Genomic DNA, 24,836 nt, shown 5'->3' with positions numbered 1-24,836 from the left:
AGAGCTATTCAATAGCATCAGCTGTATACTTTGCCAGCCTAAATTCTAGATCATAAATAGCGAGCTTCATTGTAACTATTCTAGTGACAATGCCATCGTCCTTTACTATCTTGATGGCAACCATCTCTATCTACAGGACCATCGTGTGACCAAGAAATATTTGGTACTAATGCACCAGCGATAATAAAAACAAAAAAAACAGCCTTAATCTCACTTATTTTCATTCTACATTCCTCATGCTCTTCTATTTAATGAATGAATCATGGATGCTTTTATCAGTGAAATAGTTAGAATGAATTCCATAAGGATCACTAAATGTCCATGGAATATTCCAGTCTGATTCCAACCTAACTCCCACATTAATAAGCTCCAGCTTTTCCTCTGATTTCTCCCAAATACTCCCATAAAGAGTTTTATCTGTCTTTGTTTTTAACTCTTCTTCTTTGCAGACACCGAATATCGCATCTCTAATCTTTTTTCTTTCATCTCCAATCTCTGAACCATTATCAGCCACATTGGCTATCGCCTGCAACTCAATTAATTCCTTTGTTGTTTCAAGCTCCTTTAAAATATTATTCTTATACCAACATTTTAAATCATAACTAAGTAAATCATCGGGGTCATGAAATGAAACAATTCTTAATCTTCTATCACGCATCTCTAGAAAATTAGAAAATTCTGCACCTATCTCGTGATTTTTTTCTTTAAATGGCGATGATATATTCGCAGCTAATAAAGGTATTTGATTCGTAAATACATACAATGTACCGATGGAATTAATAAAGTCAGGTATACTCTCGATTAGCGATTCATAAAAACCTATTCCATTTGCATCTGTTTTACTCAAATATCCATCTGGCACTTCAGCCCCAATAATTTCAAACTTCTTATGAATATGAGATATTAACCCGAACGACGATTCTTCAGAAATATCTTTTGATAATAGACCCAAGGTATCTAAAACAATTCTTGTTCCAAGACTATGTGATATTAGAATGACTTCGTTATTTAGATGAAAATCTGCTACCTTCCTGTTAAGCAAGTCAGAAGAACAATGAAAATTATATTCAAATGATGAAGAGTGACTCCCCAAATAAGCCAAACAAAATGCCTGTAGCAAATCATAATTAACTAGAACACCGCTATCACTTAAATATGCAATTGCATCAGCTATTGCCGTGTTAACAACTGTTGATTTCAGCTCTTGATTTAATATGTACGCTCCCGATTTTTCACTTATTCCTTCAGAAGAATTAAAAGACTCCTTTAACCACCTCGTCGCAGGATTCCATGTTAGCTCGTATATATTCACCTTTTTTGAAACAGCTGGCTCACTAGATATTTTTCTTACAAACCCTACGGTGTAATTGTTTTTCCCATATTTGTTAACATAATCCACCGATAGTTTGTAACAAATTTCGTTATTCTTTTTTCCTGAATTGATAATAGATTTCTTGTATATATACTCGCACAGATCGTCCTGCCCATTTACTATCACTTCAGTATCTGTCTTATATAAGCCATCTATATTTGTGCTAACTTCCTTCACTTCTTTTTTTTCTATCAGCGCTGGTGTTGATTTATAAGTATCTAATAGTAAATTTATGGATTCTTTTGAACTTTGATCTATTCTACAACCACCATCTCTTGGAAAATATACTTTATCATTACCCGTGTACAGGTTCTCTTTCTCATTTTTAGTATTATTATCGCCAGCTATTTTAATTGCATCGTTCAAGTACGACACATAATTTAATTTTGCATTACTCCAATCATGATCTGAAACTTCGTCCATAATGCTGTCGATTAAAGGATCAGCATATCCAATACAATGATACCCAATGCCATGAACCACTATTATATTTGTAACATCCTTATTTGTACCTATTAAACGTGGAATAGACTCTCCATCATCTATCGATACCGTAGTTTTTTGTATAAATGTATAACCGATTGCAGAAAATACAATTAGAATAAAAGCTGATATATATATTAGTTTCATTGCCCTTAAACCTGGATTTTCATCGTCTCACACAATAGCCACATCTCTTCTAGAATCTTTATTAATCCGTCTATTGAGATAACATTATTTTAATATTTGCAAAAATATTTCTATCCAATAAGCTGAAATGGAAGTGAGTAAGAATCATAATTTTGGACGGTGTCGCCGAGGTGGCGTATAGAAAGGTTGCCTGCATCGTCGTTCACTCTTGTTTGCAATCCTTCGCCGAGCGTACGACTGTCCGGCATTTGCGTAAGCTTTACTCCTTGCTTACGTGTTTTAGCCTAGTACGCCATATTCTGAAATCAAATGGAATTTCTTGAATTAAATTAATACTAAACCAATCAATTGGATCTACTTCTATTAACTTCCCCCTTGATTTTTTCTACTTCATTCTCTCCACAATGCAGTGCGAGATTTCTTCTACCCTTCCAGGCAAAAAATTCAACTTACGAGCGAAGCGGCGGTGATCGCCGCTCCGTCATCTCGGTTAGTGATAGGCCTTGTTGCTGAACTGGCCGTGCTGACCACGGCGCATCAGTTCGGCGAACTGTTCGGCCCGTAGTCGGATCAGAGTGCTGTGGTCACCGGATTCCAGATAGACCTCCGACTGGTTAGCCAGAGAGTCATCGTAGATGGTGTTCAGGTTGTAGGCCGCGCCCAGCGATGGCACCGCACCGGGTTCGCAGTCGTCGAACATCGGCGTCAGGCGCTCCTCTTCGAGCAGATGCCATTCGGCTTGGAACTGCTGCCCCAGCCGATCAAGGCTGATCTTATGGCTGGCCGGCAGCACCGCCATAAGATGATGACCCTGGTGATCTTCCAGCATTACGGCTTTGGCGGTCTGTTCCGGCTTGATGCCGGCAGCGCGGGCCGTTTCCATGGAGCAGTGGCTGTGGTTGTGAATGATGGTTTCGTAACCGATATTGTGGGTATTCAGGTATGCCCGGACCCGGGTTGCAATAGACATGATCAGGCCCTCCGAAGGGATAGGAGTCACCCTGAGTATAATCGCTGCAACACCAACGATTGGCTCTATGCATGAATCTCAAGTCGGCGGGGATAGGATCGTAAGATTTTTGGCGACGTCAGAGTTGCCCACCCATCTGGACCCAGTGGATCGCGCTGGCTACCAGCAGGTAGAGGGCGATGCCTTCCAGCGCCAGGCAACCAAGGTAGAAACCGAGTCGTCGGGCACAGGGCAATGGCAGCAGGGTGATGAGTGCCACCAGGATGATGGCGCTCAGCGAGATGTAGGTGAAGTAGTAACCCTGGGCGATCAACCCGGTCATAAAGAACAGGCTGATATTGAGGATCGCCAGCAGGTTGTTAAGGTGGCCGAGGTGGCTCCAGTAAAGGCCGTGATTGGCCTTGAATTCACCGGCGGCCTCGGCGTACCAGCGCCGGTACCAGAGCTGGTCCGTCGATGGCGGTACCGAGGATGCCTCGGCCGCTGTGTTTTTGCTGCGGACCGAGGCGTTCATATTAAGCCTGCTGCTGTTGCTGTGGTTGCGGAGACGGCAGCCAGCGGTTGCGCAGGAACTGATCCACCGACCAGCGACCCGGGCCAAGCAGCACGGTCATCAGCAGCATCAGCCCCCAGAGTTGGTGATCTAGGAAACCCTGCTCCCAGAGCACCGGGTAGGAGATAACCGCCATCGCGTTGAAGCCGAACAGCACCAGTGCCACCGGGCGGCTGAACAGACCCAGCGCCAGCAGCGGCGGCAGGCAGAGCTCGACGATGGAGGCCATCACCGCAGCGGTTTCAAACGGAAGCAGTGGCACCTGATATTCGTATTCGAACAGGAACAGGGTGCTGTCCCAGTTGGCGATTTTGACCTGACCGGCGCGGAAGAAAGCTTCGGCGGCCCAGAAACGCACGCCGAGCAGCATCAATGGGGTCAGCAGGTTTTGGCTTTGGGCGACCAGTTGATCGTATTTATCGATAAGTTGGCGCATGGGTCTCTCCTTCAGTGTCTTGATAACGCTTTAACGCTTAATTCGGGATGTTCATCTCTATCGGCGCAGGTCACTCACCGATTTCAAAATCGCTGATCAGCCCGCGCTGAATCAGCAGCGCCGGAGTCCAGTCGGTATCCTGCAGCGGCAGTGATGCCAGTTCTTTCCCCGCTTCGATCGCTTCGAGCAATCCAAACGCGGCCTCATCCAGCGGTTGAATCTGTGGTCGTGGCAATGGCTCGGGCCAGGCGGTTCCGGCGGGTAACACCAGCAGGTATTCGCTCTGGTTGGGGTCGAGCCCATCCAGCTCACCTGTGGTGACGCCCTGATGGATCACCGCCGCGGCATAGTCCGTTTTCAGCAGGCCGACACCCGGTGCCAGGCGCAGCCGGACACCGGCCTGCTGTTCGGGCGACAAAGCGGACAGGCGCTCGAAAGGAAACGCGTTGGGCTGCAACGGCCGTTGTTCGGCCAGTTCCAGCAACCATTCCAGCCGGGCCACGTCGGCCAGATAGGGCACGCTGGCTACGGCTTCGTTGGTTTCGATCAGTTGGGCGATATGGCCGCCGTATTGATCACCGTAATCGGCCAGCGGCGCTTGGGTCAGTGGGAATTCACGCACGTAGCGATTGCTGATCTGGGCGAAGAACTCCTCCCCCACCAACGCCGTGGTCACCGGAAAAACCGCTTCGAGCCGTTCACGCAGGCTGACGTAGAAGTTGTTGCGATAGAGCTGGAACAGCTGGGCGGCCGGTGCCGGCCCGCTGATCGCCAGCGGACTGCTGTCGCCCCCGTTGGCCGCCGCGTCGGCCGGCTTTTGCGCGGCCAGCAACTGGTCGGCAAATTGCTGTTGAAGTTCGGCCAACATCAGGCAGCCCCCCTTGCGACATTTTCCGTTTCGAGCTGCTGGGGTTGAATGGCGCGGGCTTTGGCCGCCTCCTCCAACAGCACTTCCAGCTCGGGAATATCGGTATCCCACTCGATCAGCGCCGCCGCATCGCAGTGGGCGCTGACCCGGCGGTACAGATCCCAGACCGGATCGGAAACCCGCGAACCGTGGGTGTCTATCAGAATCTCACCGTCATCGAGCTGCTTGCGAGTGAACCCGGCCAGATGAATTTCGGTCACCGCGGACCAGTTGATCTCGGCCAGATAGGGCTCCAGTTGCAGTCCCAGATTGACCGAATTGACGTAGATGTTGTTCAGGTCGAGCAGCAGTCCGCAGCCGGTCTTCTCGACCAGCCGATTCAAAAACTGCCACTCTGAAATCGTGCTTTCGGCGAAAGCCATGTAGGCGGTTGGATTCTCGATCAGAATCTGACGCCCCAACAGTTGCTGCACCTGATCGACCCGCTCACTGAAGTGGCTCAACGCCTCCTCGGTGTAGGGCAGCGGCAACAGGTCATTGAAGTAACGACCGTTGACCGAGCTCCAGCTCAGGTGATCCGACACCAGCGCCGGATTAAAGTGGTCAACCAGGCGCTTGAGTTGCGCCAGGTTGCTCTCGGACAACGGGTCCACCGATCCCAGCGACATGCCGATGCTGTGGAAGCTCAGGGCATAGGCGTCGGCGATCTGCTCCAGGCAGGCCCACTCGCGGCTGGCCGGATCGAAGAAATTCTCACTGTGAATTTCCAGCCAGTCGATGCCGTCGCTGTCACCTTGGCGGACCCGCTCCAACCATTGATCGATATGGGGAGCCCGCAGGCCAACGCCGGTACTGTAAGGTTGTAATCCGTTCATGGGAGGGCCGTTGTCTGAAGTTATTGGGTGGTGCGAATTAAGAGAGGGGGGCGGCGGTTGCTCGCCCCGGGTGCGGGGTGGGTAGCTTACATTTTCGGGTTCAGGCTACCACCGGCCAGCTTGCCGCACAGACCCTTCGGCAGAGCCAGGAAAGCGTCGCCTTGGTTGTCAGTCTTGGAGGTACCGGCGCAAGAACTGCTCTTGGTTGCACAGTCGTTCTGACCCGCCTTAGCCACGCCGTAACACTTCTCTTTGTCGCCAGCCAGAGCCGGAGTTGCAGCCAGAGTTGCACCCAGTGCGATGATGCCAGAAACAGCGGTAGCTACTGCGATGTTGTTTTGAGTCTTTTTCATGTTGATCACCTTGAGGTTCTAATCGTTGTTTTTTCGATTTCGCTGCGCTTGTACGCTGCGTTCAATAACCTATACGCCGGCAATCTTTGGCTGGATTCAGCAAGACTCAAAAAAAAGTGACTTTTTTTAAATTTATTTTTTTTATGTTATTTTTCAGCATCTTACATAGATGTAAATTTACGACTTATTTTGCATCCGCAATGACTCAGCCGTTGGGTGTTTCCGTTTTTTAGCACGGCATAGTCCGACATCCTGATCAAGTTCCCCCCTTTTCCTCCGGCGTCCCTTCGATCAGATAACGGGGCCCATTACCGTGGGACGCGATATGGTCTTCGGCATTGAAAAGCTCGCAGCTCTGTAACGACAGACAGCCGCAACCGATACAGCCGGACAGGCTGTTTCGCAGCCGCTGCATCTGCAGGATGCGCTGATCCAGCTGTTCACCCCAACGTGCCGACAGTCGCTCCCAATCGCGCTTGGTCGGGGTTCGGTTGTCGGGTAGGCTGGCCAGCGCCTGCTCGATCTCCTCCAGGGTCAAACCTAGCCGCTGCGCCGCCCGAATCACCGAGATCCGACGCAACATCGACAACGGATAACGGCGCTGATTGCCTTCGGTTCGGATCGAGCTGATCAATCCCCGTTTCTCGTAGAATCGCAGCGCCGACTGGTTCAGGTCGGCACGCTCGGCCGCCTCGCCGATGGTCAGCAACTTCTCGTTTTTTTTCATTACTCCTCCGCTCGGCTAATTTTTGAAATCCCACCTTGACTTAAAGTTAAGTTTAAGTTGTAAGATCGACAACCTCTTTTGCCTGGAGGTATTTCATGCTGTCATTCGCGCCCGCAATTTCGCCGTTAATCGTCCAGCCACAACAGGTGCTCCGATCATGAGTCAGAACAACTACGCTCAGGCTAGCTGGCACGACCTGTTCAGCGGTCGCAATGCCGCGTTGGCCCTGGTGCTGTCCGGTGGTGTTGCCCTGCACGCGATCAATATCTACCTGTCGACCACGATTCTGCCGACGGTGGTGGCCGATATCGGCGGCCGAGAGTTCTATGCCTGGAACACCACCCTGTTTGTGGTCGCCTCGATTATCGGCGCCGCGCTGTCGTCCAAGCTTCTGCATGGATTCGGCGCCCGAACCGCCTACCTCAGTGCCGCTGCACTACTCTTTGCCGGCAGCCTGATCGCGGCTCTATCACCGAACATCGGTCAGATGCTGCTGGGTCGCACGGTTCAAGGGCTCGGTGGCGGCATCATGGTGTCGCTGGGCTACGGGGTCGTGGCGCTGGTGTTTGAGGAGCGGCTCTGGCAACGGGCCTTTGCCTTGGTCTCGGGGATGTGGGGTGTGGCCACCCTGTTTGGTCCGGCGATCGGCGGCATCTTTGCCGAGCTGGGCATCTGGCGCTTTGCCTTCGGGGTGATGCTGCCGGTCATCATCGTCTACGCCATCGCCGTGGTTAAGCTGCTGCCGCAGACGCAGACCACCGAAGATGCCGACCGGCTGGCGTTGCCGCAGCTGGTGTTGTTGTCCGGCGCCATCATGGCCATCGCCACCGCCAGTATCTTTGCCGACCTGACCCTCAACGCGCTGGCATTGTTGATGGCCTGCGGCCTGATCGCGCTACTGATCCGGGTCGAGCATCGTGCCAGCATAAGGTTGCTACCCCGCGCGGCCCTGATCCCCAGCTCGCGTTTGTTCGCCACCTTCGCCACGATGGCGTTGTTGCTGTTCGGTACCAGCAGCGGCGTGTTTATGCCCTACTTCCTGCAGCACCTGCACGGTCAGACGCCGCTGATTGCCGGCTATCTGGCGGCACTCACCGCGGTCGGCTGGACCGCTGCCGAACTGCTCAGCGCCCGTTACCACGGCCGCAGGGCAGATCGGGCCATACGACTCGGGCCCTGCTTCAGCGTCACCGGTTTGATCGGTCTGGTGTTTTTGGTGCCGCTGGGCAGCAGTGGTCTGTCACCGACGCTGGTATTGATCTGCGGATCGTTGATCCTGGTGGGTTTCGGAATCGGGTTCTGCTGGCCCCATCTGGCGACGCTGGTGTTCAAACTCACCGCCGATGAAGATCACCACCTGGCATCATCCTCGATGACCAGCATCACCATGTTCGCTTCGGCCTTCGGCGCCTCGGTGGCCGGCATGATCGCCAACTTGACCGGTTTCAGCCGTGCCGAGAGTAGCCTGATGTTAGCCGACAGTGCATTCTGGTTGCAGAGCCTGTTCGCCCTGATCGTCAGCTTCACCCTGTTCAGCGCCGCCGCGGTGGTCCGGCAAAGCGACCATCGACCATCGGCCTCGCCACAGCCACAGCCACAGCCACAGCCACAGCAAGAGCGTGAGGTAGCTCGGTGATACCCAGGGGCGTCGGGATTAACTCGTCAGGCCGGTGCCCGGCAAACAGGCTGGATAAGGATTGGTTGGAACCAGCGCGGCCCGGAGCCTGGTCAGCTACGTGACAGCGCCTGCTGATCGTGGTGATAGCGGCCCAGGATAACCACCAGAATCCCTCCCAGAATCAGCAAGCCTGACAGTACCAACCGCAACGACAGTGGTTCATCGGCGAAGATCACCCCGCCGATGGCGGCGATCACCGGCACGATCAGCTGCAGTACCGCCGCCTGTACGGCGCTTAGCCCGCCCAGCGCCATATACCAGATGGTGTAGCCGATCCCCGACGCTACCGCACCGGACATCACCGCCAGCAAAATCCCACGTTGAGACAACTCGGCCTGCTGCAGGCTGACCAACAGCAGCGCCACAACCAACGGCAGCGTGCGCAGAAAGTTATAGCTGGTATCGGCCAACGGGTTGGCCGACCCCCTGCCCGCCAGGGTGTAACCCCCCCAGGCCACACCGGCAATCGCCATCAAAACAAAACCGCTGAAAGATGGCGCCTGAGCCCCGGGCAGCAGCAGATAGACCAACCCGCCAAAGGCCACCAACACCCCCAACCACTCCAACGCGATCAAGCGCTTGCCGTTGATCAACTGCACCAGAATCATGGTGATCTGAACCGCGCAGAACAGGATCAGCGCACCGACGCCGGTCTCGATGCTGACGTAGGCATAGGAGAAGGTGATCGCGTAGAGAAACAGGTAGCCGGCCGCTTTCCAACTGCCCTTGGAGGGCGATGGATCGCCGCCGCGGGTCAGCTTGAGAATAACCAACAGCGTGACGATACCGGCCAGCAATCGAATGATGGTAAAACTGGCCGCATCGATCGCCTCATCACCCAGCGCCAACCGGCACAAGATCGAATTACCGGCAAATGCCAGCAGCGCGATCAGGGTGTAGAGGGCTGTTTTCATCGGCGTGGCTACATTGGCGGCCAACCGAAACCCGGCGAGGCCGATGCTTTACCCAACCGGCCGCAGCGACCTAGCGCTGCAGCGGTTGGATCCTGGGGTTTGATTTAGAACTGTAACCAGTTGGCTTTATCCGATACCGGGCCCATGTCGTAGCCATTCGGCGCGCCTTCCGGTCCCTCCATGGTCACTACCAGCTCGCAGTTCAACAGCCGGTCACGCCATTCGGCTTTCACCGGAATCCGCAACTCGCCCTCGCTGGGCAGGAAGCCGAGTGAGATCGGCTCTTCCCCTTCGGGCATCAACCAAAGCTCGTAGAACTGATCCGCCGGCATCGCCACCGGTCGCAGGTTCTGCACCACGATCTGGTTGCTCTCCATCGAGGTGTTGACCATCCAACCGGGCTTTTGCTGGTCGTTCTTGATCAGGTAAACATAGTGATCCTGCGGTTGCTGGAACTGCTGCCATTGCGTCGTCAGCAGGCCACCGGACAACGCCAACATCAGGCAAAAGGCCGCGGCCCAGCCCCAGTTAAGGCCTAGGAATCCAGTTTTTTTTGGTGCGGTCTGCTGCTCAATCGCTTTCCACAGTTCCTTCGGCGGTTCAACCGGCTCCAGGTTGCGGTTAAACACATCCAGGTGTTCGCGCCACTGCTCCACTTCCTGCTGCAGGTCACGGCTGACCGCCAGCAGGGACTCGAAGCGGGCTTTCTCATCCCGCTCCATCGTACCCAGCACGTACTCGGCCGCCGCCTCATTACGCTGGTCAGGATCGGTCAGATCGAATTCATGCATGTCTGTAACCTCGCCAAGCCTCGACGAATCCAGGTTTTTACGGTGCCCAACGAAGTGTCGATACGCTCCGATAGGCTCTGATGGGTCAACCCCTCAAAGTACGCCATCTCCAGGCAGCGGCGCTGATTCTCAGGAATCTGCTCCAGGCACTGGTGTAGCTGCTTACTCTGCTGCCACAGGGTCACCTGCTGTTCCTGGTCCGGACTCTCATCGGCCTGTTCGTTGAGCGCCTCGTCGCCGTCGTGCAGGCGGCTGTGTTTATTACGCCGGAGCAGGTCGAGAGCCTGGTTTCTGGTGATGGTGTTAAGCCATGTCAGCGCCTGTGCTTTGCTACTGTCGTAGCGCTCCGCATGGTGCCAAATATTCAAAAACACCTGCTGTAGACAGTCCTCTGCCAGCTGCCGGTCATTTAATATACGCAGCGCCACGCTAAATAGATTCGCCGAAGTTAAATTATACAGCCGCTTTAGTCCGGCATGCTCTCCTCGGGCGCACTGTTGCAGGCATTTGGCCAGCTGTTGCTGGCGTTCGGAGGTTTCCATGATGTCGAATCGCGATCCTGATAACGACCTGTTGCTGTCCCCCTTAGCCACGGGGTCTGGAGTGGTGAAAGATACCGAGATATTGCCGTTCTGCCCAGCCCCAATCACGCTTTGAACCTCCCTAAGGCCCTATAAAGACTGAGAATAAGCTCCCAGTCTGGCGATCAAACGCTGATCGCGATTCAAGATTTAATCTACTGACTGATCAGAACGCTGAACGTGACAAAATAGTTGTTCAGGCTACGGTTGAGGGTTTTGAACGCCCTGATCGGGCTCAGGGATGGATTCGAATCCGCGGAATCCAACGCTGCTCCAGATCCGCCTCCTCCAGATCGAACTCGCCGATCGGCGGCCGCTGCAGGTCCTGCGGCGGTGAGGCCAGCAGGTTCAGATCCAGCGCCCGGGCCTCGCCTTCGAGCAGGCCGTTACGAAGCTCCAGCTTGTAATAGATCCCGTTCCAGAAATTGGCGCCGAATTCACCGTTGCGCTTGAACAGAAACAGCAGGTCATGCTCCAGCCAACGCAGATCGGTGGCGCTGATCGAGTGAGGGTTTGAATAGGGATAAGGCACAAAACACCAGAGTTCGTCACCCTGGACACACTTCATCTCCTTCATCGACAGGAAATGATCGGTAAACCGGTGATGATCAAGATCCAGTGTGTAGCGAACCTGATCTTTATCGGCCCGCTCAAAGTGCAGCGTCGCCACCGGGTGAGCGCGGCCTTTGTTATCGATCAGACTCAGGGTTCGCTCCCCCAGCGGCAGGTTTTGGGCCTGCAGCTGATAGCTGATCAGTAATCCCAGTACCAACAGCACGCACATCTGGATTCGATAGACCATGGTAACTCCCTCCGCTTCGATTCAGGCGTACCGCAAACAGGCCCTCTCACCAGCCTGGTCTTCTCACCGTTTGTAAAAAAGCCGGGCACGGGGCCCGGCTTGGTAGCCTGTCGGAACGTAGACGTCCGATACGGCTTAGCGCGCCGCCATCTCGTCCTTGGCCGGCAGTTTGAAGGTCCAGACGGTGCCACCCTGGTTCAGGTGTTTAACCCGCTTGGCCACTTCACCGCCCCAAAGGGGTACCGCACCACCCCAGCCGGAGACGATCGACAGATACTGCTCGCCGTCCTGCTCCCAGGTGATCGGCGAACCGACGATGCCCGAGCCGGTATTGAAGCGGTACTTCATCTCACCGGTCTTGGCATCAAAGGCCATCAAATAACCTTCCGGGTTCCCGGTGAACACCAGCCCGCCGGCGGTTGCCAGAACGCCACCCCAGAGCGGAGCGTTGTTCTTGTAGCGCCATACCTCTTTACCGGTTTTCGGATCGATCGCCCGCAGTACACCGATGTACTCTTCGTTGATCGGCTTGATGGTGAAACCGGCCCCCAGGTACGCGGCGCCTTTTTTATAGGCGGTCGGCTCGTTCCAGATATCCATCTCCCACTCGTTGGAGGGCACGTAGAAGTAACCGGTGTCCTGCGAGTACGCCATCGGCATCCAGTTCTTGCCGCCTAGGAAAGAGGGTGCCGCAACAACGGTCTTGCCCTTTTTACCGTCGGTCGATTCGCTCGGATTACCCGGACGGTTGGCTTCGGACAGGATTGGACGGCCGCTCTCGTCCAGCCCCTTGGCCCAGTTGATCTTATCGACAAACGGGAAGCCGCGGATAAAGTCACCGTTGGTCCGGTTCAGGACGTAGAAGAAACCATTACGGTCGGCGGTGGCCGCCGCTTTGACGGTCTTGTCACCATCCTTGTAATCGAACGCGATCAGTTCGTTAACGCCGTCGTAATCCCAACCGTCATGGGGTGTGGTCTGGAAGTGCCAGACGATCTTGCCGGTATCCGGATCGATCGCCAGTCGCGACGAGCTATAGAGGTTGTCACCCGGGCGCAGGTGCGAGTTCCAAGGGGCCGGGTTACCGGTGCCGAAGAACAGCAGATCGGTATCCGGATCGTAGGTGCCGCCCAGCCAGGTAGCCGCACCGCCCGATTTCCACAGATCGCCCGGCCAGGACTTACCGGCTTCACCGCCGGTGATACCGTTCTCCTTGCCGTTCAGATAACCCATATGACCTTCAACGGTCGGACGGGTCCAGACCTTCTTGCCGGTCTTGGCGTCGTAGGCTTCCACCTTACCGACAATCCCGAACTCACCACCGGAAACCCCGGTGATCACCTTGCCTTTGACGACCATCGGAGCGGCCGAGATGGAGTAACCGGCCTTGTAGTCGGCGACCTTCTTCTTCCACACGGTCTTACCGGTATCTTTGTTCAACGCCACCAGCTTCGCGTCCAGGGTGCCGAAGATCACCAGGTCGTCGTACAGCGCCACCCCCCGGTTGATTACGTCACAACAGGGCATGATGTTTTCGGGCAGACGGGCATCGTACTGCCACAGCTCGTCGCCGGTGTTGACGTCGATGGCAAAAACACGGGAGTAGGAGCCGGTCACGTACATGACACCGTCCTTAACCATCGGCTGCGATTCCTGACCCCGCTGCTTTTCGCCGCCGAATGAAAACGCCCAGACCGCACGCAGGTCTTGCACCGTATCACCGTTGACGCGAGCCAGCGGGCTGTAGCGCTGGGCGCGCGGACCCAAGCCGTTGGAGACCACGTCCTGCGCGGTTGCCTGGTCTTTGAGAATATCTTGGTCTGTCACCTTGGCCTGCGCCGCACCGGCCAGCGTCATCGCCGCCACCAGCGAAGTTAACGCCAAACCCCGGAGACCAGAAGCTTGATCTTTCATCGCATTCTCCTTTGAGGATCTTCTTATTCGAATAATTGTTGATCACCCGCTCCCCCACTCTCTCTAAAGAAAACCCCAGGCAGAAGATGATGAATGTCATTCTTGATCCAGCCGGTCCAGCCAACAATCCAACTTGGGAGGGAGGTTTGCTACTCACTTAGTACTACTCCCCGTCTCCGGAAGTAGTAACGGCCCAAAGCCAAGCCCCCTTCGTGGTGCTGACTCAGACGTATTACTAAGACCCTATTACTGTGCAGGGATCGCTGGCTATGCTACGGTCGGGGGCTATGGAATTGACAAACAAGCATTAGAAATTGCTTGTTTAAAGATTCCCACGGGGGTTGGCCCGTCAGAATAATAAGGAAGACAAATGCCACGCAGTAACCCGCGGGGAGTCCGGATAATAGCCGGGCTTCTGTTACTGACACTATGCCTGACGCTGCAGCTCGGCACCGCCGACGTTGCTGCTCGCCAATTGGTAATTCTCAATTGGCCGGATTACCTGGCACCGTCGGTCATATCCCGCTTCGAAAAAGAGTTCAACGCCGAAGTGGTGGAGGTCCATTTCGATTCCGACGAGCACCGGACCCAGGCCCTGCTGAAAAAATCCAAAGGCTATGACCTGATCCTGGTATCCAATAGCGATCTAGCAGCCTACGCCCGCAAGGGTTGGATCAGTCGTTACGATCCACAACAGATTCCCAACCTTAAACACCTCGATCCCAAATGGCAGCAAGCCTTCCCCTCCAGTGTCGGCTACGGAGTACCCTACTTCTGGGGCAGTGTCGGGATCCTCTACCGGGGTGATCTGGTTGATCAACCGATCACCCAGTGGCGCCAACTCTTCAAACCCTCGGCCAATCTGGCCGGGCGAATCAACATGATCCACGATGGCCGCGAACTGATCAGCATCGGCTTAAAAAGCCTGGGCTACTCCATCAACAGCACCGATCCTGCACAGCTGGCCCAGGTAGAACAACTGCTGCTGGAACAGGTGCCGATGGTAAAGAGCTATCGCTACCTGTCCCTGAAGCCTGATTCGGCGATAATTCGCGGCGATATCCATGCCGCCGTGGTCTACAACGGCGACGCCTTGATGCTGCAACGCTACAGCGACGATCTGATCTACACATTACCGGACGAGGGCAGCTACCTGTGGGTCGATTACTTCAGCATCGGTGCCCAGGCCTCCAATACCGAGCTGGCCCATCAGTTTATCAACTTTATCAACCGGCCCGAGATCGCAGCTGAACAGGCCAACCATGTTCACTACGCCTCTCCAAACCGCGCCGCGCTGAAACTGTTGCCGCCCGAGTACCTCAGCAATCCGACCATCTTCCCCACGTCGGTACCACTCGAAAACTCCGAGTTTCTACAGCCCATCAGTGCCGAATCATTGCGTCAACGCAATGCCATCGGCGCCAAGATCCTGCCATGAACATTAACGACCGATCATGAGACTGCAATCCAAAATCACCCTAACCATCATCCCCATGATCATCGTGCCGCTGCTACTGGTCGGTATCCTGGCCTACCTGGAACTCTGGAGCCACAACGTCAACTACAGTCAGGAACAGATCAGCGGTTACGCCAAAGGGCTGGATACCGAGTACAACAACCGGATTAAGATCGCCGAAATGGCATTAAGCAGTTTGGCCAACGACGACCTGATCCAGGATTATCTACTGACCGAGGATCCCGATGTCAGATATGGCCTGATGGAAAGCCCGGTGCTGCGTCGACTGGTCTCGCTACAGAAAGCCAACCCATCATTGTACGAAATTCGCCTGATCCTGCCCGATGGATTCGAAGAGCTGCGCGTGGTTAACCGCGACCTGCCGAACCATACCGAGTACGAACAGCTCAGCGATCCCTTTATCGTGGCCGCCGACAACCCGGATCCCTTGAGCCACCATATCGCCGTCAATTCGGATAACGGAGAACTGGCGCTGTACGTATCACGCCAACTCTGGCTGGCCGACATCGGCCAAGAAGGGTTCAACGCCATGCCCGAGCTGCGTGCCGTTATCAGTATCACCCTCAATATCGATGAGTTTGCCACCCACGCGCTGCCCAAGCCCTGGGACCAGGGCCGAGCGCTGTTAACCGACAGCAGCGGTAACGTTCTCGAAGGTGTCGGCCAACAGCTGCATCGACCGGACTGGATGCCGATCAACCTCAAACCCGTCAACCAATCAGACTGGGAGGAGTACACCCTGTTTGGCGCGTTGATGGCCCACCACAGCCGCCAGATCGGCCCCAACCTGTACCTCCAGATCCTACTGCCGCAGATGCTGATCAACAGTACCGGACGCAAAGTCGGCGGTATTGTGCTGCTAATGATGTTGGCCACGCTGGTGGTGGTGATCCCGGTACTGCTGGTGCTGTTGCACCGGCAGTTCCTGTCGCCAATCCAAACCCTCAACCTGGCTCTGGATAACCTGGGCAACATGGGGCAGAACAGTGACCAGGTGAAGCTGCGCAGCCACGGCGATGATGAGATCGGCGAACTCTATAGCGCCTTCAACCGCATGAGTCAGGAGCTGTATCAGTCGCAGCAGCGAATCCAGAACCTGGCCTATATCGACACATTGACCGGACTGCCTAACCGAGCCCTGTTCCAGCGCAATCTTGACCAGGCCGTGGCCCAGAGCGAGCGCGACAACCACACCCTGGCGCTGCTGTTTATCGATCTGGATAACTTCAAACCGATCAACGACAACATGGGCCACCAGGCCGGCGACAAACTACTGCGGATGATCGCCCAACGACTGTTGCTGAACCTGCGCAGTTCCGATCTGGCCGGGTTGATCGACCACGAGCACCCGGACTCCAACTTCTCCCGCCTCGGTGGCGATGAATTCACCGTGCTGCTGCCGCGACTGGATGCTGCTCACCAGGCCGGTATCGTCGCGGAGCGGATCATCGGCGCGGTAACCCAACCGTTCGAACTCGACGACCAGACCATCTATATCGGTGCCAGCATCGGTATCGCACTCTGGCCCGAAGACGCACGCTCCACCGAACAGCTGATCAGCCACGCCGACCAAGCGATGTACGAAGCCAAAAATCGAGGTAAGAACTGCTTTAAGTACTTCTCCCCCAACATCGGTCAACGAAGCCGCGAGATGGCGACCATCGAGCAGCGGCTGCACCTGGCCACCGAAAACCAGGCCTTCGAGCTTCACTATCAGCCAATCCTGGAAACCAGCAGCGGCCAGATCCGCTCATTCGAAGCGCTGATCCGCTGGAACGACGAGCAACTCGGCCGTATTCCGCCGGACAAGTTCATTCCGCTGGCGGAGCAGAACGGTTTGATCGTCGAGATCGGCCAACAGGTGCTGAACCAGGCTTGCGAGCAACTCTGTCAGCTGCACCAGCAGGGTTATGGCTCGATCAAAATGGGGATCAACCTATCGACCCGCCAGTTGACCCGGCCTCAATTCGCCTCCGAGGTGATCAACACGCTGGACCGCTACCGCCTTAAACCCTCCGATATCTATCTGGAGTTGACCGAAACCTCGGTCATGAAGGGTCAAAAACAGACCGTGCGTAATCTCAGCAAACTGTCCCGACTGGGGATCCAGATCGCGATGGACGATTTCGGTACCGGCTACTCGTCGCTGAGCTACCTGAAGCGGCTGCCGATCGACCTGCTCAAGATCGACCGTTCCTTTATCAATCAGCTCGAAAATGACAGCAACCCGGCGATTCTATCGGCGATTATCACCATGGCCCATGCGATGGGGCTGGAAGTGGTGGCCGAAGGAGTTGAGCTGGAGTCCCAGATGCGTTTCCTCAGCGACCATAATTGTGATCTGGTGCAGGGCTACCTGTTCAGCCCGCCCCGACCCGCCGACGGCATCCTGGAGCTGCTGCAGGCGCAGCCCGTGCCTCTGCAGCAGGTCAGCGCCTGAGCGGCCTCTAGCCGCAGCCTTATGCCAACCAATCCTTACTGCACCCGGTAACGATCCGGGCGCGAGTAGTCGACCCCAAAACGGCCAAACAGCGCCTTCATCTGGCCGTTGGCCACCAGTTGATCGATCACATCTTCGATCCGGTACGCCAGCTGTCGGTGGGCATCTTTCACCGCCATGCCCACGTCCCAGTGGCGCTTGGTCAGATTCGGAAACGGAATATCCGCCGTCTTGATCCGCTCGCTACCGGCAAGACCACCCACACCCCACTGCAGCTGCGAGCGCATCCCCATCACCGCCGGGACCCGTCCCTGCGCCATCGCATCCAGCGCCAACGCGGTCGAACTGTAGTGTTCGACGTTGTTGCGTAGCCGGCCGCGGAACGCACTGCTCAAGTAAAAGTCCGGCAGCGAGTCGATCTCCACCCCGACCCGCTCGTACTGGAACACCGCCAGGTTCTCGAACGACTCCATCCGTTGACTGTCGTACACCAGCCCCCAGTGCTCGCGTTGGTAGGGGCCGAAGAAGTGCACCAGATCATTGATCACCCGGCCGTCCGGGTCGACCTTGTAGGCGAACTCGCGATCGTAGGGCACCCGCAGCATCACATCCGCCACCTCACGCCTGAGCATCGGCTCATCTTCGATCCGGGCCAGGTAGTGGCCTTTCCAGACATGGTTGCGCAGATCATCGTCGAGATTCTCGTCGGCAATCATCCAGTGCAAGTCCAGCTCCACGCCGAGCCCGGCGGCGATCTCCCGGGCCAGCTCCACATCCAATCCGGTCGCTTTGCCGTCGACCTCGTAGGCATAGGGGGGAAAGTCGCGGTAAACCGCCACACTGATCCTCCCTGCCGCCAGGATGTCATCGTAGCTACGCGCCTGGGCCGGATTGATCAGCGCCAGTTGCAGCCCCACCAACAGCGCCACAGAAAGCAGCAAACCCGGCATAAGCCGGGTTGCAATCGAATAAGGCGCTGAAGCTATCGCTAAAATCAGCTTATTCTTCATACAGTGTCTCCAACCAGGATCTGATCGACCAGAGCGCTTCCTGACTCAAAAATTCCGCCATCTTGGGCATGTAGGGCACCCCGTTTCGAACCGCACCGTTGACGACCCGGTAGGCGTACCATTCGTCACCGTCCATCCCCGGTTCCAATTCACGAAGGTCCGGCGCGATGCCACCGGAGATCGCGTCCAAGCCGTGACAACGGGCGCAGTTCTGGGCGTAGGCTGACTTGCCAATCTCGATCGCCCGGTCGTTGCCGCGATAGGGATTCTCCTCCAGCCACTCTTCACCGAGTTGCTCCAACCCGGAGACGTCGACATTTTGCGGAGTTACATCACCGTGAGCCATTACCTGACCACTGATCAGCAGAGCGGCCGCACCGGCCAAGACAGTCTTTTTCATCTCACTCACCCAAGATCTTGTTATTGAACACTGGTCTCATTGTCTGACAGCGTCCCCTGCTCCCCCAGACTCCTTTGGTGCTCGCCGGCTCATCCCATAGGGCTCCTTCGTTGGTAGTACGCCCCTTCGTCAAAGCCGGCCAGCTTGTCGAGTTCACTTAACCTCGAAGGTGCCTTCCATGCCTTTGTTTTCCAGGCCTTCGGCGAAGAAGCGGTAGCTGCCCGGTTTGATCGGAACGAAGTAGATTTCGGCTTCACCCTCATCCTCGAACTCCAACTGAGTCAGCATCGATGCCTTGATCTCCATTCCGCCGGCTTCCACCTTGCGCAGGTAGATCGCCGCGAAGAATTCCGGCGCTTCGACGGCATACTCCTTCAGCCCGGAAGAGACGATGTTGAGCTTGTAAGCCTTGCCGGTTTCCAGCTGGTAGGTTTTATGCGACATGGAGTAGTCGGACTGCTCGGAGCCGAGTACCAGATCGGGTAGCCCGATCGGCTTGCGGGTCAGATCGCCCTTGGCTTGTGCCTCAACGGCACCAAGGGTCAGGCCGGCAGCCAGGGTGGTGATGGCCAGGGTTTTGGAAGTGTTCGCAAAGGCGTGACGTAGTGAACGCAATGATGGAGTAGAAGCGGAACGGAGCATGATAAAGCCCTCTTATTGGCAGTGATGGACGTACGCCAGCTGGCATACAACGTCGTTTCACTATCCATGCTAGGGCTGGGCTCAATCGCCAGAAATAGTACTAGAGAAGTAATTTATCGGTACTTTTTACATATTCCTCGTGGCCAGTCTGGGCGCAACAATAACGGTGAGCCTGCCCAAAACGACAACAATAACGGTGAGCCTGCCCAAAACGACAACAACACGGGGTGCATCATGAACAGTTATACCGCTCATCATCGTAGGGTCACCCACTCCTTACGTGGTTCCACCCCCGCTGCCCTTCGCTTCGCCCTGTTCTGGCTAAGCCTGCTATTGATGGCTGGCTTGAGCAGCCAGGCCTTCAGCGCCGATCTGCAGATACGCATCGGCTACCTCGAACTGATTAAGGAGCGCCCGCCGCTGCTGTCGAACGTGCTACCCGAACCCGAAGACAGCGGCCTGCAGGGCGCCCGACTGGGACTGAAAGACAACAACGCCGGCGGCCGATTCCTGGGGCAGAACTTCGAACTGCTCGAAACCCGTAGCCAGCAACTGACCGAACTGATCGAGCAGGCCCGAGATTGGCAGAACGAAGGAGTTGAGCTGTTGCTACTGAACATGGACGCCGAGGCGTTGCTGGAGCTGGCGGGGCAGTTCAGTCCCGATCAGGTATTGCTGTTCAACGTCGGCAGCGCCGAAAACGCACTTCGCCGCGGACAGTGCCTCCCCAACCTGCTCCATACGTTACCCAGCCGGGCCATGCTCACCGACGCCCTGGCCCAGTGGATGAAGGCCAAACGACTCACCGACTGGATGTTGATCGAAGGGGCTCGACCCGAGGACAAGGCCTATGCCGACTCCTTGCGCCGTTCAGCCAAGCGCTTCGGTGCCAAGATCGTCGAGCAGAAGCAGTGGAGCTTCGATACCGACCTGCGCCGTAGCGCCCAGCGCGAAGTGCCGCTGTTTACCCAGGGTGAAGACTACGACGCTGTGCTGGTGGCCGACGAGCTGGGCGACTTCGGCGAGTTCCTGCTCTACAACACCTGGCTGCCGCGACCGGTCGCCGGCACCCAGGGCCTAAAACCGGTGGCCTGGCACCGGGTGGTCGAGCAATGGGGCGCCGCGCAGCTGCAAAAGCGCTTCGACAAGCTGGCCGGACGCTGGATGAACAGCCACGACTACGCCGCCTGGGCTGCCACCCGCAGCATCGGCGAAGCGGTCGCCAGCAGCGGCACGGCGGATGCTCTGAGTGTACGCCGGCAGTTACTCAGCGAGCAGTTCCAACTGGCCGGTTTCAAGGGGCGCAAGCTCAGCTATCGCAGCTGGAACGGCCAGCTACGCCAACCGATCGCTCTGGTTCAACCCCGCGCACTGGTATCCCAGTCCCCGCAAGAGGGCTTCCTGCATCCGGTGACCGAGCTCGATACCCTCGGCTTCGATCACCAGGAGAGTCAGTGCCGTGACCTGCTGGCCGCCGCCAATCATTAACCCCGTTTAACCACTCAACGCTTCCTGAACGAGGTACGCCATGAAAAAAATAACCACCCGCACCCTGGCACCGTTGCTGCTGAGCGCCTGCCTGGCCCAGATGGGTACAGCCCAGGCCTCGATCGCCTATGTCTCCAACGAGAAGGATGACAGCCTGTCGCTGATCGACCTGGACTCACTGGAAGTGATCGAAACCATCGACGTGGGCCAACGCCCGCGCGGTATCACCTTCAGCAAGGACTTTTCCAAGCTCTATATCTGCGCCAGCGATGACGACACCGTGCAGATCATGGACACCACCACCCACCAGATCATCGGCGAGTTGCCGTCGGGGGAGGACCCTGAGCAGTTTTCGCTGCACCCGGACAACCGCCGCCTCTATATCTCCAACGAGGATGACGCCCTGGTGACCGTGGTCGACGCCCAGGACGCCACCGTACTGGCCCAGATCGATGTTGGGGTAGAGCCTGAAGGGATGGCGGTCAGCCCCCGTGGCGATCTGGCGATCAACACCTCCGAAACCACCAGCATGCTTCACTGGATCGACACCGAAACCCACGAGTTGATCCACAACACTCGAGTCGAGCAGCGCCCGCGCCACGTCGAATTTAACCAGGACGGTAGCCGCTTCTGGGCCAGTTCCGAAATCGGCGGTACCGTGGCGGTAATCGACGTCGACAGCAAAGAGATCATCAAGACCCTGCGCTTCGAGATCAAAGGGGTACACCCGGACAAGGTCCAGCCGGTCGGGGTCAAACTGACCGATGACGGCAAGTACGCCTTTGTCGCCCTCGGCCCGGCCAACCATGTGGCGGTGGTCGACGCCCAGAGCTTTGAGGTGCTGGACTACCTGCTGGTCGGGCGCCGGGTCTGGCATATGGAGTTCGACTCCAAGCAGCAATTGTTGCTGACCACCAACGGCATCAGCGGTGATGTATCGGTGATCGATGTGGACGACCTGAAAGTCACCAAGTCGATCAAGGTCGGTCGCTACCCCTGGGGCGTCGCGGTCAAGCCATGAACGCCTTCGACCCGTCTGCGATGGTCAACGATCCCCCGTTGTTAAGGGTTGACGGGCTGAGCTTTCGCTACGGCCCCGATACCCCCACCGATGCGCTAGGAAGCGTCGACTTTTCGCTCCATGCGGGTCGGTTCCACGCTCTGCTCGGCCCCAACGGCGCCGGCAAGAGCACCCTGTTCGGTTTGATCAGCCGCCTGCTACGGATCCAGCAGGGCGATATCCGGCTCAACGGTTTGAGCCTTAAACAGGCGCCGGCCCGAGTGCTGCAAGGCATCGGCATGGTGTTCCAGCAGAGCACCCTGGACCTGGACCTGTCGGTGGAAGACAACCTGCACTACCACGCCAGCCTCCACGGCCTGGGCGGCAAACACCGCATCGCACGGATCGAGACCGAACTGTCCCGGGTTGAACTGCTCAATCGGCGCGGCGACAAGGTGCGCAAACTCAACGGCGGCCATCGACGCCGGGTCGAGATCGCCCGCGCGCTGCTGCACCAACCGCAACTACTACTGCTGGATGAGGCCAGTGTCGGTCTGGACAGCCATACCCGCACCCAGATTAACCGCCATATCCGTAGGCTCTGTCGGGACCAGGGGGTCGGGGTGCTCTGGGCCACCCACCTGATCGAGGAGATCCAATCCGGGGACCCGGTCACCCTGCTTCATCGGGGCCGGGTGATCGCCAATGCCGACGCCGAGCAGATCTGCCGTGAAACACGCTGTGGCACGCTGCTGCAGGCCTTCGAAACCTTAACCAGCGAATCTCCGCTGGATCAGGGACTGGTTCGCCCCCAGGGACTGCAGCCATGAACAGCTCGCCACTTCGATCCGCCGCAAGCAACTGCGCCCAGGTTCTCCCGCTGGAGCGGCTCCCCGCCAGCGCTTACCTGCAGGCGTTCCGTGGAATCCTGTACCGCGAGCTGTTGCGGTTTGTGCACCAGCGTTCGCGCTTTTTCAGCTCCCTGATCCGGCCCCTGGTATGGTTGGCGGTGTTCGCGGCCGGATTTCGGGCGGCACTGGGGATTTCGATCATCGAGCCCTACCAGACCTATATCACCTACGAGGTCTACATCGCCCCAGGGCTGGTGGCGATGGTGCTGCTGTTCAACGCGATGCAGAGCTCGCTGTCGATGGTCTACGACCGCGAAATGGGTGGAATGCGGGTGCTGTTGATGAGCCCGTTACCACGCAGCTACCTGTTGCTGTGCAAGCTGCTGGCCAGCGCGCTGGTATCGGTACCCCAGGTCTATGCCTTCCTGGCCGTGGCCTGGTGGTTCGGGGTCGAACCGCCGCCGATGGGCTACCTGTGGCTGCTGCCGGCAATCCTGAGCAGCGCACTGCTGTTGGGTGCGCTTGGGCTGTTTATCTCCACCTTTATCAAGCAGCTGGAGAACTTTGCCGGGGTGATGAACTTCGTCATCTTCCCGATGTTCTTTATCTCCTCGGCCCTGTATCCACTGTGGAAGATGCAGGAAGCCAGCGAGTTGCTCTACGCCCTGTGCCGCTATAACCCGTTCAGCCACTGTGTCGAGCTGATCCGCTTTGCCCTGTACGAGCGCTTCAACGTCGACGCCGCGCTGGTGGTCGGCGGCTGCCTGCTGTTGTTTGTCGCTCTGGCGGTGATCGCCTTCGACCCGCAGCGGGGCTTGATGCGGGCCAAGCGCGGCTGATCCGGATCGATCAATCCTGAGGCTGGTGGAGGAAGCGGATAAACTCGGCCAGATCCTCCGGCATCGCCGGATAATTTCTAATCGATTCGGGCGGTTGATCCCAGTGGGCTTTAGAGTCCAGCCATAACTGCGCCACAATCCGGGTGCCCCCCCTGTCGGCTTCGTCCAGCAGACCCACCGGAATCCACATGTAACGATCGCCCAACGGATTCGGCACCGGTGAGCCGCAATTCGAGCAGAAATGGGCGCTGAAACCACTCGCCTTTTGCCACTGCTTGATCGACTCCTGCCCCCGGTTCCAGCGGAAGACATCCTGCGCCACGATGGTGGCGGCGTTGGAGCCGGCGCCGCTCTGCCTCCGGCACAGCGAACAGTGGCACTGATACATCGCCGGCAAACGACCGCTGATGCTGAAACTGATGCTGCCGCAGTTACAACTTCCTTCCATGTTTACCTCGTGCTTCCTTGATAGTGCTTTACGGATCCGATGAGTGTTGATTATAAAGACGTCAGGTGGGGTAGGCATGGATGGCTTGCTGGATTTTGATGCCAGCGGTTCCGCAGCAATGAGGCTTCAGCTATGGGAGTGCAACCCAAACTGATTACCCTCGCTATCCCGCGCCAAGGCGATAAAGCCGTACTCGCCAATCGGCATCTTGTCGCACAACAGTGTGCCACCGGCTGACTCAACCCTTGAAGCCTCTTCAGCGCAATCCTGGCAGGAAAAGTACACCACCGTACTGTTCCCCCCCGCTTTGCAGTCGTCCATTTTAACCAAGGCCCCACTGGCACCGTAGGCTTCCATATCCGATCCAAACGCCCACATCTCCATCGGTGTATCCGTAGGGTTGTCGAGCTTCTCCAGCTCGACCTTGAGCACCGCCTGATAAAAGCCCCGTGCCCGGTCCATATCGTCAACGTAAATTTCAAACCAACCGACAGGATTACCCATGATCATTCTCCTCGCTTGATAAAGATGAAGGTCATCGGTCTGGGTTGTACAAACAAGGCGTTGATGCCGGACTGAGACATAGATAATTCGCACCATTCAGAGCACAACCGGATCACAAGTTCCAACTTGCCAGCCGATAACGATAGAGCATCAATCACACCAATACGCAGGCGCTAATGGCCCGGATGAATACAGCGAATGCCAGACCTTACTTATAGATCAGATTGGCCGACAGCGGGCTACACGACGGTCCGCTTTGTTGATGATGGCAAG

25 protein-coding genes are annotated in these 24,836 nt (G+C 56.4%); 7 read left to right on the top strand and 18 right to left on the bottom strand.

The genetic code is table 11. From position 1 onward, the window contains the following. Positions 1–244: 244 nt before the first annotated feature. The 8 genes from DV711_RS00890 to soxR form a co-directional block, all read right to left on the bottom strand. On the bottom strand, positions 245–2,002 hold the full coding sequence (locus DV711_RS00890) for a hypothetical protein (RefSeq protein ID WP_114693770.1): 1,758 nt from the start codon (positions 2,000–2,002) through the stop codon (positions 245–247). 490 nt (positions 2,003–2,492) lie between these two features. Beyond that, positions 2,493–2,972: an aminoacyl-tRNA deacylase gene (locus DV711_RS00885; RefSeq protein WP_114693769.1), complete on the bottom strand. Its 480-nt coding sequence runs from the start codon at positions 2,970–2,972 to the stop codon at positions 2,493–2,495. Positions 2,973–3,090: 118 nt separating this feature from the next. Then, positions 3,091–3,486, bottom strand: a complete 396-nt coding sequence (locus tag DV711_RS00880) for a hypothetical protein (RefSeq protein ID WP_114693768.1) — start codon at positions 3,484–3,486, stop codon at positions 3,091–3,093. Position 3,487: 1 nt separating this feature from the next. After that, positions 3,488–3,961, bottom strand: coding sequence for a DoxX family protein (locus tag DV711_RS00875; RefSeq protein ID WP_114693767.1), 474 nt, complete (start codon positions 3,959–3,961; stop codon positions 3,488–3,490). A 70-nt stretch (positions 3,962–4,031) separates the two neighbouring features. Continuing rightward, entirely contained in the window at positions 4,032–4,829 is a 798-nt protein-coding gene (locus DV711_RS00870; RefSeq protein ID WP_114693766.1) for an HvfC/BufC N-terminal domain-containing protein, read from the bottom strand. Next, the gene (bufB, locus tag DV711_RS00865) at positions 4,829–5,704 is read right to left on the bottom strand and encodes an MNIO family bufferin maturase (protein WP_114693765.1); all 876 of its coding nucleotides are present in this window, start codon (positions 5,702–5,704) and stop codon (positions 4,829–4,831) included. Before bufB ends, DV711_RS00870 begins: the two co-directional genes overlap by 1 nt. A gap of 86 nt (positions 5,705–5,790) precedes the next feature. Continuing rightward, entirely contained in the window at positions 5,791–6,057 is a 267-nt protein-coding gene (locus DV711_RS00860; RefSeq protein WP_114694874.1) for a BufA1 family periplasmic bufferin-type metallophore, read from the bottom strand. Positions 6,058–6,313: 256 nt separating this feature from the next. Further along, positions 6,314–6,784 (bottom strand): redox-sensitive transcriptional activator SoxR, encoded by a 471-nt coding sequence (gene soxR, locus DV711_RS00855; RefSeq protein ID WP_114693764.1) that lies wholly within the window; start codon positions 6,782–6,784, stop codon positions 6,314–6,316. A gap of 157 nt (positions 6,785–6,941) precedes the next feature. Here soxR and DV711_RS00850 point away from each other — a divergent pair, with 157 nt between their 5' ends. Continuing rightward, entirely contained in the window at positions 6,942–8,420 is a 1,479-nt protein-coding gene (locus DV711_RS00850; protein ID WP_114693763.1) for an MFS transporter, read from the top strand. 92 nt (positions 8,421–8,512) lie between these two features. On the opposite strand, the gene DV711_RS00845 is transcribed toward DV711_RS00850, so the two are convergent. The 5 genes from DV711_RS00845 to DV711_RS00825 form a co-directional block, all read right to left on the bottom strand. Next, positions 8,513–9,376: a DMT family transporter gene (locus DV711_RS00845; RefSeq protein ID WP_114693762.1), complete on the bottom strand. Its 864-nt coding sequence runs from the start codon at positions 9,374–9,376 to the stop codon at positions 8,513–8,515. A 104-nt stretch (positions 9,377–9,480) separates the two neighbouring features. Then, positions 9,481–10,167 carry an anti-sigma factor gene (locus tag DV711_RS00840; protein WP_114693761.1) on the bottom strand — a complete coding sequence of 229 codons (687 nt, stop codon included), beginning with the start codon at positions 10,165–10,167 and terminating at the stop codon, positions 9,481–9,483. Further along, complete coding sequence (locus tag DV711_RS00835; RefSeq protein WP_114693760.1) at positions 10,149–10,709, bottom strand: sigma-70 family RNA polymerase sigma factor; 561 nt, start codon at positions 10,707–10,709, stop codon at positions 10,149–10,151. Before DV711_RS00835 ends, DV711_RS00840 begins: the two co-directional genes overlap by 19 nt. 274 nt (positions 10,710–10,983) lie before the next feature. After that, positions 10,984–11,550: a hypothetical protein gene (locus DV711_RS00830; protein WP_114693759.1), complete on the bottom strand. Its 567-nt coding sequence runs from the start codon at positions 11,548–11,550 to the stop codon at positions 10,984–10,986. Between the two features lie 135 nt (positions 11,551–11,685). Next, positions 11,686–13,464, bottom strand: a complete 1,779-nt coding sequence (locus DV711_RS00825; RefSeq protein ID WP_114693758.1) for a PQQ-dependent methanol/ethanol family dehydrogenase — start codon at positions 13,462–13,464, stop codon at positions 11,686–11,688. A 370-nt stretch (positions 13,465–13,834) separates the two neighbouring features. On the opposite strand from DV711_RS00825, the gene DV711_RS00820 reads away from it, so the two are divergent. Then, complete coding sequence (locus tag DV711_RS00820; RefSeq protein WP_114693757.1) at positions 13,835–14,902, top strand: polyamine ABC transporter substrate-binding protein; 1,068 nt, start codon at positions 13,835–13,837, stop codon at positions 14,900–14,902. Positions 14,903–14,918: 16 nt separating this feature from the next. Then, on the top strand, positions 14,919–17,381 hold the full coding sequence (locus DV711_RS00815) for a bifunctional diguanylate cyclase/phosphodiesterase (protein WP_114693756.1): 2,463 nt from the start codon (positions 14,919–14,921) through the stop codon (positions 17,379–17,381). A gap of 35 nt (positions 17,382–17,416) precedes the next feature. On the opposite strand, the gene DV711_RS00810 is transcribed toward DV711_RS00815, so the two are convergent. From DV711_RS00810 to DV711_RS00800, 3 genes are all read right to left on the bottom strand, one after another. Further along, a complete protein-coding gene (locus tag DV711_RS00810; protein ID WP_243633703.1) occupies positions 17,417–18,391 on the bottom strand; it encodes a substrate-binding periplasmic protein in 975 nt (324 codons plus the stop codon). Beyond that, entirely contained in the window at positions 18,381–18,791 is a 411-nt protein-coding gene (pedF, locus tag DV711_RS00805; RefSeq protein WP_114693754.1) for a cytochrome c-550 PedF, read from the bottom strand. The genes DV711_RS00810 and pedF overlap by 11 nt, the downstream gene beginning before the upstream one ends. 153 nt (positions 18,792–18,944) lie before the next feature. Continuing rightward, entirely contained in the window at positions 18,945–19,433 is a 489-nt protein-coding gene (locus DV711_RS00800; protein WP_243633702.1) for a cupredoxin domain-containing protein, read from the bottom strand. Positions 19,434–19,667: 234 nt separating this feature from the next. On the opposite strand from DV711_RS00800, the gene DV711_RS00795 reads away from it, so the two are divergent. From DV711_RS00795 to DV711_RS00780, 4 genes are read left to right on the top strand one after another with little or no spacing between them, the layout of a single operon-like run. Beyond that, complete coding sequence (locus DV711_RS00795) at positions 19,668–20,921, top strand: ABC transporter substrate-binding protein (RefSeq protein WP_114693753.1); 1,254 nt, start codon at positions 19,668–19,670, stop codon at positions 20,919–20,921. A gap of 40 nt (positions 20,922–20,961) precedes the next feature. Continuing rightward, the gene (locus DV711_RS00790) at positions 20,962–21,942 is read left to right on the top strand and encodes a YVTN family beta-propeller repeat protein (protein WP_114693752.1); all 981 of its coding nucleotides are present in this window, start codon (positions 20,962–20,964) and stop codon (positions 21,940–21,942) included. Beyond that, positions 21,939–22,751, top strand: a complete 813-nt coding sequence (locus DV711_RS00785; protein ID WP_243633701.1) for an ATP-binding cassette domain-containing protein — start codon at positions 21,939–21,941, stop codon at positions 22,749–22,751. The genes DV711_RS00790 and DV711_RS00785 overlap by 4 nt, the downstream gene beginning before the upstream one ends. Further along, complete coding sequence (locus DV711_RS00780; RefSeq protein ID WP_114693750.1) at positions 22,748–23,611, top strand: ABC transporter permease; 864 nt, start codon at positions 22,748–22,750, stop codon at positions 23,609–23,611. Before DV711_RS00785 ends, DV711_RS00780 begins: the two co-directional genes overlap by 4 nt. 10 nt (positions 23,612–23,621) lie before the next feature. On the opposite strand, the gene DV711_RS00775 is transcribed toward DV711_RS00780, so the two are convergent. After that, positions 23,622–24,059, bottom strand: a complete 438-nt coding sequence (locus tag DV711_RS00775) for a GFA family protein (protein WP_114693749.1) — start codon at positions 24,057–24,059, stop codon at positions 23,622–23,624. Positions 24,060–24,185: 126 nt separating this feature from the next. Then, entirely contained in the window at positions 24,186–24,563 is a 378-nt protein-coding gene (locus DV711_RS00770; protein WP_114693748.1) for a VOC family protein, read from the bottom strand. Positions 24,564–24,836: the final 273 nt, after the last annotated feature.

It is taken from the genome of Motiliproteus coralliicola (assembly GCF_003345655.1).
In the GTDB taxonomy this organism is placed as follows: Bacteria; Pseudomonadota; Gammaproteobacteria; order Pseudomonadales; family Balneatricaceae; genus Motiliproteus; species Motiliproteus coralliicola.
Note: the sequence above shows the minus strand (reverse complement) of the source record. Positions and strands in the feature narration are given on the sequence as shown.